The 13,432-nt window shown below is 69.7% G+C and carries 10 protein-coding genes; 6 read left to right on the forward strand and 4 right to left on the reverse strand.

Features of this window, described 5'->3' with window-relative positions:
• Positions 1-28: 28 nt before the first annotated feature.
• The 3 genes from IEX18_RS02915 to IEX18_RS02925 all read right to left on the reverse strand — a co-directional run bounded on the left by IEX18_RS02915 (position 29) and on the right by IEX18_RS02925 (position 4,228).
• Complete coding sequence (locus tag IEX18_RS02915; protein ID WP_188657808.1) at positions 29-1,252, reverse strand: NAD(P)/FAD-dependent oxidoreductase; 1,224 nt, start codon at positions 1,250-1,252, stop codon at positions 29-31.
• Positions 1,253-1,316: 64 nt separating this feature from the next.
• Positions 1,317-2,663, reverse strand: a complete 1,347-nt coding sequence (locus tag IEX18_RS02920) for a family 43 glycosylhydrolase (RefSeq protein ID WP_188657147.1) — start codon at positions 2,661-2,663, stop codon at positions 1,317-1,319.
• A complete protein-coding gene (locus tag IEX18_RS02925; RefSeq protein ID WP_188657148.1) occupies positions 2,663-4,228 on the reverse strand; it encodes an alpha-N-arabinofuranosidase in 1,566 nt (521 codons plus the stop codon). The genes IEX18_RS02920 and IEX18_RS02925 overlap by 1 nt, the downstream gene beginning before the upstream one ends.
• 556 nt (positions 4,229-4,784) lie before the next feature.
• On the opposite strand from IEX18_RS02925, the gene IEX18_RS02930 reads away from it, so the two are divergent.
• Complete coding sequence (locus IEX18_RS02930) at positions 4,785-6,260, forward strand: glycoside hydrolase (RefSeq protein ID WP_188657149.1); 1,476 nt, start codon at positions 4,785-4,787, stop codon at positions 6,258-6,260.
• Here IEX18_RS02930 and IEX18_RS02935 read toward each other — a convergent pair.
• A complete protein-coding gene (locus IEX18_RS02935) occupies positions 6,250-7,611 on the reverse strand; it encodes a glycoside hydrolase family 27 protein (protein WP_188657150.1) in 1,362 nt (453 codons plus the stop codon). The two genes, IEX18_RS02930 and IEX18_RS02935, sit on opposite strands and share 11 nt — an antisense overlap.
• Positions 7,612-7,792: 181 nt before the next feature.
• Between IEX18_RS02935 and IEX18_RS02940 the strand changes: the two genes are divergently transcribed.
• From IEX18_RS02940 to IEX18_RS02960, 5 genes are all read left to right on the forward strand, one after another.
• On the forward strand, positions 7,793-10,111 hold the full coding sequence (locus IEX18_RS02940; RefSeq protein WP_188657151.1) for a PAS domain-containing sensor histidine kinase: 2,319 nt from the start codon (positions 7,793-7,795) through the stop codon (positions 10,109-10,111).
• 139 nt (positions 10,112-10,250) lie between these two features.
• A complete protein-coding gene (locus IEX18_RS02945; protein WP_188657152.1) occupies positions 10,251-11,126 on the forward strand; it encodes a glycosyltransferase family 2 protein in 876 nt (291 codons plus the stop codon).
• Positions 11,101-11,904: a ChbG/HpnK family deacetylase gene (locus IEX18_RS02950; protein ID WP_188657153.1), complete on the forward strand. Its 804-nt coding sequence runs from the start codon at positions 11,101-11,103 to the stop codon at positions 11,902-11,904. The genes IEX18_RS02945 and IEX18_RS02950 overlap by 26 nt, the downstream gene beginning before the upstream one ends.
• A gap of 18 nt (positions 11,905-11,922) precedes the next feature.
• Positions 11,923-12,471: an RNA polymerase sigma factor gene (locus IEX18_RS02955; protein WP_229664326.1), complete on the forward strand. Its 549-nt coding sequence runs from the start codon at positions 11,923-11,925 to the stop codon at positions 12,469-12,471.
• Positions 12,468-13,427 carry a FecR family protein gene (locus IEX18_RS02960; protein ID WP_188657154.1) on the forward strand — a complete coding sequence of 320 codons (960 nt, stop codon included), beginning with the start codon at positions 12,468-12,470 and terminating at the stop codon, positions 13,425-13,427. The genes IEX18_RS02955 and IEX18_RS02960 overlap by 4 nt, the downstream gene beginning before the upstream one ends.
• The last annotated feature ends 5 nt before the right edge of the window (positions 13,428-13,432 follow it).

Raw genomic sequence — 13,432 nt, forward strand, 5'->3', positions numbered from 1 at the left:
CTCGGCGGCGAAGGCGCCTCCCTCGCGGTCAGGCCACGAGACTCTTCAGCTCGATCGCCCGATCGCCAAGCGCGGCCGGGTCGGGCATCGCCGCTGCCTCCACCAGCTTTCGACCCTGCACATAGTCGCGCACCGCATTGACGCAGTCGAGCGCGATCACCGCGCCATCCTTCAGATAGATCACCGAGAAGGATCGGGTTGCCGGATCGCCGCGCAGCACGGCCTCGTCGTGCCCGGTCGACAGGCCGACCGTCTGCAGCTTGAGATCATACTGGTTCGACCAGAACCAGGGGACCGCGTCGTAATGCGCCGCAACACCGGCGATCGTCTTTGCCGCGACCCCGGCCTGGTCATTGGCGTTCTGGACGGACTCCAGCCGTATCTCCGCACCGTCCGCGAAGCGGTTGGCATGGAGCGCGCAGTCGCCGATTGCGAAGATGTCGGGCAAGGAGGTGCGGCACTGCGCATCGACGCGCACGCCGTTGCCGCCCGCCGCCCCGGCCGCAAGCAGCGGGGCGACCGCGGGCACGATGCCGATCCCGACCAGCACCATGTCGGCGGGGATCAGCGTGCCGTCCGCGAGGCGCACCCCCGTTACCCTGGCCTCGCCTTCGATGCAGGCGACCTGTGCATCGAGCCGCAGGTCGACGCCATGCGCCCGATGCTCCGCCTCGTAGAAGCGCGACAGCGGCTCGCCCGCGACGCGCGCCAGCACCCGCGGCAGGGCCTCGAGCAGGACGACGGACTTGCCGAGCTTGGTGAGGCAGGCGGCGGCCTCCAGCCCGATATAGCCGCCGCCGATCACCGCGACGGTGCGGGTTGCGGGCAGTTCGGCGACGAGCCTGTCGACATCGGCACGGGTGCGAAGCGTATGGACGCCGGCAAGGTCATGCCCGGCACAGGTAAGCCGTCGCGGCGCGCCGCCGGTCGCCCAGATCAGGTGGCGATAGCCGAGCATCGTACCGTCATCGAGGGTGACGCTGTGTCCGGCCGGATCGACGTGGACGACGCGCGCGCCGAGGCGCAGTGCGATACCGCGCTCCTCCCAGAAGCGAGCCGGGCGGATCAGCAGACGTTCGAAAGGCCGGTCGCCCGCCAGATAGTCCTTCGACAAAGGCGGCCGCTCATAGGGAAGCTCGGGCTCGTCGCCGATCATCAGGATCGACCCGGCGAACCCCGCCTGGCGCAACGCGACCGCCGCCTGTGCGCCGCCATGGCCGGCGCCCACCACGATCACGTCGATCCGCTCCATCTCGCCTCTGCCCTTCACTGTCTGTCCGACCCATGGCGGGTCCGGCGGCGGCGGGCAACGGCCGCTATTCGATCACCCACTCCCACAGCGCCGCGTCCGTATCGGGCGAGACGAGGCGCAGATACCGCGCCGATGCGGGATGGCTGATCGCAATCGGCGAGCCTTGCCGTTCGGCCACCGGGGCCAGGGCGCGCCAGACCCTGCCGTCGTCCGACGCCTCGACGCCGAAGCGATAGGCGCGATTGGCGAATTCGGGCCGCACCTCGCTGCGGTGGACCGGCTGACGGCGGCCGAGATCGGCGACGAGCGCGGCACCGCGCCAGAGCGTCGCATAATTGTCGTCGACGGCCGCGTTGCCGCCGGGCGTCGGGCTGGTCCAGCGCAACCCCGCGTGGCGCGCGGGCGCCCAGCCCTGCACCGCGCCGCCGTGCGACGGGGTGACGGTGGCGATGCTGCCGTCGGGGCGAAGCGTCAGCGGATCGACCGCGACCTGGCGCAGTACCGCATCGCCCCCCTGGGGCCAGGGCAGCGCCTGGCGGTGGTAGAGGATGTAGCTGCGATCCTCCGACCGGAACACGGCGTGATGGCCTGGGCTGATGACATCGCGTGAGGCGTCGGTCTGGAGGATCGGGCTGTTCGCCGCCTCCCGGAAGGGGCCGAGCGGGGTATCACCGATCGCATAGCGGACCTTGTACGTGTCCTTGGTGGTGTTCCCGTCGCTATAGGTCAGCGCATAGCGGTCGCCGACGCGGACCATGAAGGGACCCTCGAAATAGTGCGCCGGCGTGACGTCGCGCGGCTCCCCGTCGAAGCTGACCATGTCGGGCTTGAGCCTGACCGCGAAACAATGGCCGTTGACCCAGTTGAGCCCCGACCCCCAGTAGAGATAGGCGCTGCCGTCGCGATCGACGAACGCCTCCGCATCGATCATGTGGTATTGCGGGGCGAAGTCGCGCGCGATCAGCGGCCGTCCGCCATGGGCGTCCCGCCATGGCCCGGCTGGCGACGGCGCGGTGCCGACCCACACCTCGCTGCCGACCGACACGTACATGTACCAGCGGCCGTTCGCGGCCTTGACCACCGAGGGCGCCCAGACCTTCGCACCCCCCGAAGTCGGGCCGGTCGCGGCCTGCTTGGTTGGCCATTCGGGCGTCGAGAAGCGCCAGTCCCGCCCGTTGTCGGACGTCCACAGGCCCAGCCGGTCGTCGCCCCAGGGATCGATCGTCGCGAAGATGTACCAGCGGCCGCCGTCGTGGACGATCGAGGGGTCGGCGAAATAGCCCGGCAGCACCGGATTGCCGCGATGGGGCGCGTCCCATCGCGGCGCGTCTGCCGGGGTCCCGGATCCGCCCGCCTCCGCTGCGCCGGCCAGCAGAAGCAGGAACAGCGGCGAGAGGCGGGCGGGCGTCATCAGCGGATGTCCAGCATCACGACCGACTTGGCGGGCAGCGTGACGGTCAAGGTGCCGCCCGACAGCGCGGCGCCGTTGAACGCGACCGGGCGCACCGCGTCCGGTGCGTCGAAGGTGTTGTGCGCATCCATCGTTGCGGCGGTGATGATCCGGCCGGTCACCGTGCTGCCGGCGACCCCGTCCAGCTTGACGCTGACCGTGGCGGGCTGGTTGGGATCGACATTGGTCAGGCCCATATGGACCGCGCCGTCGGTGCCGCGCACCGCACTGGCGCTGACCGCCTTCAGCACCCACTCGTTCTTGTTGTACCAGCGCGACTGGACGTCGACCGGCAGGACGGTGCCGTCCTGATAGTCCTTGTACAGGTCGAACACCCAATAGGTCGGCGTCTTCACCATGCGCGCGCCGTCGGTCAGCATCATCGCCTGGAGCACGTTGACCATCTGCGCGATGTTGGCCCCGCGCAGGCGGTCGGTGTGGCGGGCGAAGATGTCGAAGTTCAGGCTGGTGACGAGCGCGTCGCGCAGGCTGTTCTGCTGATAGAGGAAGCCGGGGTTGGTGCCGGGCTCGACATCGTACCAGGTCCCCCATTCGTCGACGAGCAGCGCGACCCGCTTGGCCGGATCGTACTTGTCCATGATCCGCGAATGGTCGGTGATGATGCGGTCCATCCGCACCGTCTTGGCGAGCGTGCGCGCCCAGCCATCCTCGTCGAAGCCAGTGGCCGCGCCCTTCTTCGACCATTCATAGGGGACGGTGTAATAATGGACGCCGATGCCGTCGAAGGCGCCGGCGGCGTCGCGCATCATCACCTCGGTCCAGTTATTGTCCTCCGAATTGGCGCCGCTGGCGATCTTCATCACCCGCTGCCCCTCGGGCATCTTGACGAAGGTCGAGTAGCGACGGGTGACGTCGGCGGCATATTCGGGCTTCATGCTGCCGCCGCAGCCCCACAGCTCGTTGCCCAGGCCGAACATCGTCAGCTTCCAGGGCGCCTTGCGGCCGTTCGCCGCGCGCTCCTTCGCCAGGCTCGAACCGGTCGGCGACGTCATGTACTCGACCCATTCGGCCATTTCGTACGGCGGGGCCGAGCCGACATTGCCAGAGACATAGGGTTCGGCGCCGACCAGCTCCGAATAGTTCATGAATTCATGGGTGCCGACCGCATTGTCCTCGGTCACGCCGCCCCAGTTGGTGTTGATCTTGACCTTCCGCTTCGCCTGCGGGCCGATGCCCTCGCGCCAGTGATATTCGTCGGCGAAGCAACCGCCCGGCCAGCGGATCACGGGGGTGCGGATCGCCTTAAGCGCGTCGAGCACGTCCTTGCGATAGCCGTCGACATTGGGGATGCGGCTGCCCTTGCCGACCCAGATGCCGCCATAGACGCCGGTGCCGAGATGCTCGGCGAACTGGCCGAAGATGCGCTTGTTGAACTTCGGGGCGGGCCGGTCGCCATGGACGGTGACGGTCGCACCGCCATCGGTGGCGGCGGCGGGCGCAGCGTCCTGGGCTGTGGCCGGTGCGGCGAGCACCAGCGCCAGGGCGGTCAGGATCGATCGGGTCATGTGTCGCTCTCCGTTACGCGGTCGTTCCGCGCTTTTCAGACTGTGGATGCCGGGGGCGGGATGCGGGATCAGGGGCGCGACGGCATGCGCGCGGGGGCAAGCGTCGCCCCCGTCGTACCGCCAGTCCGTGGTCGAAACCGCCCCCGCATCCCCCGCTCCCTTTCGTTCGCATCGCGTCGATGCCGAAACTTGTATGACAATAACGACAGGCTCGGCGGAGGCAAGGCCCGGCCGTTCGCCGAAAGCCATCCTGAAAGTGGCGTATCGAGGGGCAGCCAAGGGCAATCGCCTCGACGAAACTGGCGACGGGAGCAAACCTCAACCGTAATGTAGGACAAGTTCCGGTTGATGCGGAGTGACCCTAGCTCGTACAGTCCGGTGGCGGGGGGCAGGTCCGGTCCGGCTGGACCGGCGGGACCGTACGGTGGGAGCCTGACGGTTATTTCCCAGGCTTCAGCAACTTGGCGTCACGATCGCGGCAGCAGGGGGATTTCGATCGATGCAAGCTCGGCTCGGAGGGGTGATTCGGCGCAGGCTCCGCCGCTGTCTTGCTGGAATGGCGTCGGTCGGCGCCGCTCTGCTCTCGGCCGGTCCGGGCGCCGCGACGGAGACCGGCGCGGTCACGATCCAGCTTCGGCCCGCGATCGATCGACCGTCCACCCTGTTCGAAGGCTGGGGCACCGCGCTCGCATGGTTCGCGGATGTGACCGGCGGGTGGCCGGATGCGGACCGGACCCGGCTCGCCGACCTTTTCTACGGCCCGGACGGACTGGGCTGGACGATCGCGCGCTACAATATCGGCGGGGGCAACGCGCCCGAAACCCCGCCCTATCTTCGGGTCGGCGGCGCGATCCCCGGCTTCTGGCATCGGCCGGCGCAAGCGACGGGGCGGGACTGGTGGCGGGCCGACGACCCGGGGCTGTGGGACTGGTCGCAGGACCTGCGGCAGCGCTGGTGGCTCGACGCGGTGCGCGACCGGGTCCGCACGCCGATCTTCGAGGCCTTCTCCAACTCCCCGCCCTATTTCATGACCGTCTCCGGCCGGGTCTCCGGGGCCGATAAGGGCCGCGACGACAATCTGCGCCCCGGCTTCGAGCGCCCCTTCGCCGATTATCTGGCGACCGTCGTCGGCGAGCTGGAGCGGCGCCACCGCATCCGCTTCCGCACCCTGTCGCCGGTCAACGAGCCCAACACCGATTACTGGTACGCGGCGAACAAGCAGGAGGGTTCGCACTGGAGCCCGGCGCGGCAGGCGGCGGTGATCGATGCGGTCGATGCGGCGCTCAAGGCACGTGGGATGGCCACGGTCGTCGCCGCGCCGGACGAGACGAACTCGCACCTCTTCGTCGCCGACTGGGCAGGCTGGCCCGCCGCGACGCGGGCGCGGGTCGGCCAGCTCAACGTCCACAGCTATGGCACAGTGCACCAGACCGCGGTCCGCGACATTGCCGCGGCGAGCGGCATCCGCCTGTGGATGAGCGAGAACGATACCCCGCTGGGCGGCGACCCGGAGGATCTCGAGGGAATCGCCTCGCCGCTCGCCTTTGCCGAGCATATCGTCCTCGACCTCAAGCGGCTGGAACCCGCCGCCTGGGTCTTCTGGCAAGCGGTCGAGGATCTGAGCGTGCGCGGCGACAGCAAGGGGAGCAACTGGGGCGTGGTGAAGGCCGATCTGCGGAGCGATCCCGCCGGGCCCCACCGGATCCACGTGACGCGCAAATACTGGGCGATGGCGCAGTTCAGCCGCTACATCCGGCCGGGCTACCGGCTGGTGCCGGTCGACGATCTCGACACGGTCGGCGCGATCGCGCCGGACGGGCGGACGCTGGTGATGGTCCATGTCAATCCGGGCCCGGTCACGCGGCGGCTGGTGCTGCCCGGCGGCTGGAAGGCGGCCGCGGTCGTGACCGACGCGACGCGCGCGGTCGCCTGCACCGACCCCGGCCGGGCTCCGCCGCGCGCGATCGTCACGCTGGTCCTGACCCGGCGGGGCGCGGCGTCCCCCTGCCCCGCCCGCGGCGCTACAGGCTGAGGCGGTAGAGCCCGGCCCCGTGCGGCGGCAGCGTGCGGGCGAAGCGTGGGCCCTCGACGGCCATCGCGTCTCCGCTCCACAGATCGGTTGCGCGACGCACCGGCGGCAGTTCCAGCTGCCGCAGCGGCACCGCGACCGTCAGCGGCTTGTCGGTGGTGTTGAAGAGCGCAAGGTACCGGTCGTCGCTTGCCGCACCCTCCGGTCGCGCGGTCCAGACGCGCAGCCCGTCCTGCACGAAGTGCGGGCGGTTGTCGGTCGAGGACTGGTTGACCGCCAGCACCGCGCGGTTGGTGAGCAGCGCCAGCGTCGGCGCGTCGAGATGGCGCAGGTCGCCGCCCATGATCAGCGGGGAGCGGGCGATCGCCCAGAGCGTCATCAGCGTCCGCTGCTCGTCGGGGTCGAACTTGGTGTCGCGCTGGCCCAGCGCCAGCCGGCCGAGCGGCAGCATGTCCCCATCGGGCCAGCCGCCGGGCCGCCGATGCGGGTTCCAGTTCTCGAGCCGCGTGAACTGCGCCTCCAGCAGAGGCCATTCGTCCCAGAAATCGTCGGAAATACGCCACATCTGGGCATAGCGGCGGACATGCTCGCCGCGCGTCACCGGGGTCTCGCCCGGCGAGAGGCTGAGGACGATCGGCCGCCCGGTGCGCACGATCGCGGCGTGCGCCGCCTCGATTTCCGGCGCATGGGCGTCATAGGGGCGGCTCATATCGTCCATCTTGACGAAATCGACGCCCCATGAGGCGTAGAGCGCGAAGACGCTGTCGTAATAGGCCTGCGCCCCCGGCCTGGTCATGTCGACGCCGTACATGTCCGGATTCCACGGGCAGGTGCTGGTCTGATCGGCGATGTCGCGGGCGCGGTAGCGGGTGCCGAAGACCGGCAGGTTCTTCTCGACCGCCAGCCTGGGGATGCCGCGCATCAGATGGATGCCGAACTTCATTCCCATCGCATGGATGTCGGCCGCCAGCGTCCGGAAGCCTGAACCGTCGGCGCTGGAGGGAAAGCGATTGGGCGCGGGGATCAACCGGCCATAACCGTCCATCGCCGGGACCGGCTTGGCATTGTAGGTGTAGCTGGAGGCGTCGGGCTCGTACCACTGGATGTCGACGGTGAAGATGTCATAGCCGAAGGGCAACAGCTTGGCGCGCATGATCGCGGCGGTCTCGCGGGCCTGCGCCTCGGTGATGGTGGTGGCGAAGCTGTTCCAGCTGTTCCAGCCCATCGGCGGTCGCGGCGCGAGAAGCGCCGAAGGATCGCGGCCGGACTGCGCGCGGGCGACATGCGGAGCCATGGCCGCGCCGGACCCTGCCAGCCCCGTCTTCAGGACGCTGCGACGGCTAACCTGTGGCATCGTATACTCCCCCTTATTCGTTGATCGAGGGTCCTAGCAACGCGGCGCAGACTGATCCACCATCAAGCGTCGGCGCAGACCCGGCGCCCCGGAAAACACCATCTGGGTTAATCTCGGCTGGTGCAGCACGGTGCCGGCCGATGCATAGTCCTGGTGACAGCGAACAGGCGCGGAGCAATCGATGGCAGAACGGGCCACCCGGCAGGACCAGATCGATCGGGAAGCGATGCCGGGGGATGCGGCGGCACCGCTGGAGCGCGGAAGCCTGGCGCTGATGATGCGGCATCCCCTGCCCATGGCCCTGTTCTGGGGAGCCGGGCGCCACCCGATCTGCAATCCGGCCCTCACCTCGCTGCTCGGCGACGACGGCGCCGCATCATCCGGGCCGCAGGCGGGAGCGGGCTGGCCCGAAACGCTCGCCATCGCCATGGCACGGCTCGAGGATGCGCAGGCTGGCGAACCCGTGATCATAGAGGGCGTCTACCTGCCCGTGATGCGCGCCGACGGGCGCGAGGATGCGTGGTTCACGCTGACGCTGAGCCCCGTGAGCGACGCCGTCGACGGACCTGCGCCGGGTGTGCTGATGACGCTGTTCGAGACCACAGATCAGGTCGCGCCGTCAGAGGCGCAAGACCGCCGTCCGACCCGGACCGACCTCGAACGCCAGGTCCGCGAGCGCACCGCCGAATTGAAGCGCAGCCGCGACCTGCTTCGGGCGACGATGGACAGTTCGCCCGACATGATCCAGGTCTTCGAAGCGATCCGGGACGGCACGGGCGAGATCGTCGACTTCCACTGGGTGCTGAACAATCACACCTCGGCCAGCCGATTCGGCGAAGTCCGGGGCGAAAGCCTGTTGCAGCGCAATCCCGGCGTGGTCGTGGAGGGCATTTTCGACACCTTCAAGCGCGTGGTGGAGACCGGCGTCTCCGACCAGGCCGAGCGCCATTATGTGCACGAGCAGTTCGACGGCTGGTTCCTCCAGTCGGTGGTGAGGCTGGGCGACGGGGTCGCGACCACCACGAAGGACATTACCGAGGCGAAGGCAGCGCAAGCGGCGCTCCTGTTGCTGCAGGACGAGGTCGCCCGCGCGCGGTTGCAGGAGAGCGAGGAGCGGCTGCGCCAGTTCGGCGAGGCGTCGCAGGACATCCTGTGGATTCGCGACGCCGAGACTTTGCAGTGGCGCTACCTGACACCGGCGTTCGAGACCATCTATGGCCTCAAGCGCGAGGAAATGCTGGCACAGAACGACTATCGCACCTGGCTTGAGCTGATCCTGCCCGAGGATCGCGCCGTCGTAGGCGATGCGCTCCGAAGGCTGCGGCAGGGCGAGCACGTCACATTCGACTATCGCATCCGCCGTGCCTCGGACGGGTCGATCCGCTGGCTGCGCAACACCGATTTTCCGATCCGGGATGCCGGCGGCCGGATCACGCGGATCGGCGGGATCGGCCGCGACGTGACCGACGCGAAAATCGCGCAGGATGCTCTGGAGCAGAGCGAGGAGCGACTGCGCAGTGCGATCGAGGTCGGGCGGCTCGGCCTGTGGGACTGGAACGTCGAGACCGGTGATGTCCACTGGTCCGACGAACATTTCCGCATGGAAGGCTATGCGGTCGACGAGATCCGGCCGAGCTTCGAGGCGTGGGCGGCGCGCGTCCATCCCGACGATCGCGCCGGCAGCGAGGCTGCGTTGGCGAAGGCCATGGCGAGCGGTGGCGAATATGTCCGCGAGTTTCGCGTGGTTCATCCCGATGGCTCGGTCCATTGGCTGCACGGCCGCGGGCGCTTTTCCTACGACGCGGCGGGCAAGCCGGTGCGCATGATCGGCGCGATGATCGACATCACCGATCGCCGCGAATGGGAAGAGCGGCAGAAGGTGCTGATCGCCGAACTGCAGCATCGCACCCGCAACCTGCTGGGCGTCGTCCACTCGATGACCGCGAAGACCGGCGAGGCGAGTCGCGATCTCGCCGATTTCCGGGCGCGGTTCGACGACCGGCTGGAGGCGCTGGCGCGGGTGCAGGGCCTGTTGTCGCGGCTGGGCGACACCGACCGGGTCGCGTTCGACGCTCTGCTCTCCAGCGAACTGACCGCGATGGACGGGGCCGCCGACCGGGTCACGCTCAGCGGGCCGATCGGCATCCGGCTCCGGTCGAGCACGGTGCAGACGCTGGCGCTGGCGCTGCACGAGCTCGCGACCAACGCGGTGAAATATGGCGCGCTCGGTCAGCCCGGCGCGCATCTGGCGATCCGCTGGTGGATGGCGCGGCCGTCCGATGGCGACCGACCCTGGCTGCATATCGAATGGCGGGAGAGCGGCGTCGCGATGGGCCCGGCCGATGCCGCGCCGCATGGCTCCGGCCAGGGTCGCGAACTGATCGAGGAGGCCCTGCCCTACCAGCTCGGCGCCACCACCCGGTTCGAACTGGGTGCCGACGGTGTCGTCTGCACCATCGCCATTCCCGTCTCCGCAAGCAACCAGGCCGGCGAAGGCTGAGGTCGGCGCGAAGCGGGCGACCGGATTTTATTCGCGGGCCCGTGCGGGACCGCGCCGCCGGCGTCGTCATGCCATCGGGGGGACATAGCGAACCAGCCATGGATCGCCGCGTCCCGGTGTCACCGATGGACGACTGCGCATGTATCTCGATCTCGATCGCAACGCCGCCGACGCGTCCCGATCGCGCCTTGCCGCCCATGGAGCGGGCGAGTGGACGGTCATCGTCCCCTTCTTCAACGAGCGCGCCTGCATCGCGGCGACGATCGCAAGCCTGTCCGCACAGACCGTGCAGCCGCTGCTGCTGCTGGTCGACAACGGCTCGACCGATGGGGGTGCGGCGGTGGCGCGGGCCGCCTGCGAGCGGCTGGGCGTCGCCTATCGCGTTCTGACCGAACGCGCGCCGGGCAAGATCGCGGCGCTCGCGGCGGGGCTGGCCGAGGTACGCACGCCCTATGTCGCGACCTGCGATGCCGACACGCTCTACCCTCGCCATTATCTGGCCGCGGCGCAGCGGGTGCTGGAGCAGCCGGGCTGCGCGATCGCCGGCGCCTATTATGTCGCCCCCGATGCCCTCGATACTGAGCGCCTGGCCCGGGCGCGCACCGTAAGGGCGGCCGCACGGCTGCTTCCGCGGCAGAGCCATACGGGCGGCGCCGGGCAGGCCTTTCGCACCGCCGCCCTGCGGGCCGCGGGCGGCTTCGACGCACGGCGCTGGAGCCTCGTCCTCGAGGACCACGAGATCGTCCACAGGGTGCTGGCGTTCGGCACGATGCGCTATGCCGCGGACCTGTGGTGCTCCCCCTCCCCGCGCGAGCGCGACCGGGATTCGATCCGCTGGACCCTCGTCGAGCGGCTCCTCTATTCGGCCGCCGCGCCCTGGGCCGGCGACTGGTTCTTCTATCGCTTTCTGGCGCCACGGCTGCGGCGGCGCAAACTCGTCAGCAGCAGCATCCGCGAACGGTGCTTCCAGCCGGCAGAAGGGCCGATCCTTGCCACGCCTCATCCTGTGTTCTGACGACTTTGCCTTCTCGCGCCCGGTCAGCGAGACCATTGCGGCCCTGGCGGAGGACGGAAAGCTCAACGCGATCAGCTGCATGGCCGTGATGCCCGGCTGGGCGGCGGACAGCGCGCTGCTGCGCCACCTGCCCGACCGCGTCGAGATCGGGCTGCACCTGACCCTGACCGGCGAGCGACCGCTGACCGCCATGCCCGATACCGCCCCCGACGGCCGATTGCCGGAGGTCGCGACGTTGCGCACCCGCGCGCGGCAGCGGGCCTTGTCGCTGGGCGAGATCGCGGCGGAGGTCGCGGCGCAGTTCGACGCCTTCGCCGCGGCGATGGGACGTCCACCCGCCTTTGTCGACGGGCACCAGCACGCCCATGCCCTGCCCGGCATCCGCGCGCTCGTGCTTGGCGAAACTCGGCGGCGGGCGCCCCGCGCCTGGGTTCGCACTTGCGAGGATCGGCTGGCCGCCATGCTCGCCCGGCCCTTTGCCGGCAAGGCGATCGGCAGCGCCTATCACGCGCGCGGCTTGCGGCGGGCCGCGGCGGCGCATGGCCTGTCGTGCAACACCAGCTTCGGCGGACATTATGATTATGCGGCCGATTTTGCAGTGCTGCTGCCCCGCTTCCTCCGCCGACCCGGCGCGCGGCATCTGGTGATGTGCCACCCGGGCGCCGGGGCACGGGCCGGAGACGCGATCGCGGCCGCACGGCCGATGGAGGCGAAAGCCTTGCGCGGCGCCTCGATCGTCGACATGGCGCGGGCCGCGGGGCTCTCCTTTCCCGTTTGACCTGGGGCACCGGCACGCGTGGCTGACGAGGGGCTGAAGGCCGTGTTCCTGGCACAGCGGCCGATGCTGATGCGGCTGCTCGTCGCGCGGCTCGGTCGAGCGGACGAAGCGGAAGACGCCTTGCAGGACATGTGGCTGCGGCTCGACAGCCTGGCCGACCGCCCCGTCGCCCAACCCGCGGCCTTCCTCTATCGCGTCGCCGCCAACCTTGCGACCGACCGCCGCATCGCCGCCCAGCGCCGTGCCGGCCGCGACACGGCCTGGCTCGATCTCCAGCCGGATGCCGACGAGCTGCCGTCGATCGAACGTGCGCTGGTCGCCCGCGACGAATGGCGGACGATCGAGACGATACTCGCCGCCATGCCCGAGCGGATGGCCGAGGCGCTGCGGCTGTTCCGGCTCGAAGGCTGTCCGCAGCGCCAGATCGCCGAGCGGATGGGCATCAGCCTCAGCGGCGTCGAGAAGCTGCTGCAACGCGCCTATCGGCAAATTCACAAGGCCTTGGCGGCGGATGATGCGGGAATGGACTTGCCGCGTCGTCTGCCAGAGGAAAGGGGTCGGCCGTGACGGACAGGGCAGACGCGAACATCGACCAGGCCATCGCATGGCACCTGCGCCTCGTGGAGGCGGACGAGGCCGAATGGGCCGCATTCGTCGCCTGGCTGGAAGCCGACCCCGACCACGCCGCGGCCTATGACCGGGTCGCCCGGGACGATCGGCTGCTGGCCGACGCAGCGTTTCCGCCGCCGGCATCGCCGCCCGTCGCCGCCAACGACAATCGCCGCTGGCGGGGCTGGGCGATCGGCGGTGGAATGGGGGTCGCCCTGGTGGCGGCGCTTTCGCTGCTCCCGTCGCTGCCGTCGCCCTTGTCCCCCGACCCCGCACCCTTCGTGGTCGCCACGCGGCCCGGCGAGATCCGGACGGTGGCGCTGGCCGATGGCACGCGGATCGAGATGAGTGGCGGCACCACGCTACGCCTCGATCCCGCGGCACCGCGCCTCGCCGCGCTGGAGAGCGGCGAAGCGGTGTTCCACGTCCGCCACGACAGAACGCAGCCCTTCACGGTTACCACGGGCTCGATCGCGCTCCGCGATCTCGGCACGGTGTTCGACGTGATGCGCGAGCGGGACCGGGTCACCGTCGCGGTCGCCGAGGGCGCGGTGATGTTCCGGCCCGAGCGCGAGGCGCTGACGCTGCGCGCGGGCGACCGGCTCGTTGCGGATGCCGGAGTGGGATATATCAAACGCGACACCATGGCGATCGGCGAGGTCGGCGGCTGGCGGCGCGGATCGATCGAGGCGAACGGACAGCCGCTGGGGCTGATCGCGGAGCGCCTGACCCGCCTCTATGCCTATCGGCTGTCGCTGACCCCCGACTTGTCGGCCCGTCCCTTTACCGGCATGATCCACATGACGGGGACGGCGGATCGGGATGTGCCGCATCTCGCCGCATTGATCGGGGCGGACTGGCGGCGTGACGGGGACAGGTGGCTTTTGTCGAGCAGCCGCGCGGCGGCGCGCTGACGCCC

This window comes from Sphingomonas metalli (assembly GCF_014641735.1).
In the GTDB taxonomy this organism is placed as follows: domain Bacteria; phylum Pseudomonadota; class Alphaproteobacteria; order Sphingomonadales; family Sphingomonadaceae; genus Sphingomonas; species Sphingomonas metalli.

What these genes read in the sequence shown, in the direction of transcription:
- IEX18_RS02945 (WP_188657152.1), top strand. Translation starts at nt 10,251, where the DNA reads ATGTATCTCGATCTCGATCGCAACGCCGCCGACGCGTCCCGATCGCGC.
- IEX18_RS02925 (WP_188657148.1), bottom strand. Translation starts at nt 4,228, where the DNA reads ATGACCCGATCGATCCTGACCGCCCTGGCGCTGGTGCTCGCCGCACCG.
- IEX18_RS02915 (WP_188657808.1), bottom strand. Translation starts at nt 1,252, where the DNA reads ATGGAGCGGATCGACGTGATCGTGGTGGGCGCCGGCCATGGCGGCGCA.
- IEX18_RS02935 (WP_188657150.1), bottom strand. Translation starts at nt 7,611, where the DNA reads ATGCCACAGGTTAGCCGTCGCAGCGTCCTGAAGACGGGGCTGGCAGGG.
- IEX18_RS02920 (WP_188657147.1), bottom strand. Translation starts at nt 2,663, where the DNA reads ATGACGCCCGCCCGCCTCTCGCCGCTGTTCCTGCTTCTGCTGGCCGGC.
- IEX18_RS02940 (WP_188657151.1), top strand. Translation starts at nt 7,793, where the DNA reads ATGGCAGAACGGGCCACCCGGCAGGACCAGATCGATCGGGAAGCGATG.
- IEX18_RS02930 (WP_188657149.1), top strand. Translation starts at nt 4,785, where the DNA reads ATGGCGTCGGTCGGCGCCGCTCTGCTCTCGGCCGGTCCGGGCGCCGCG.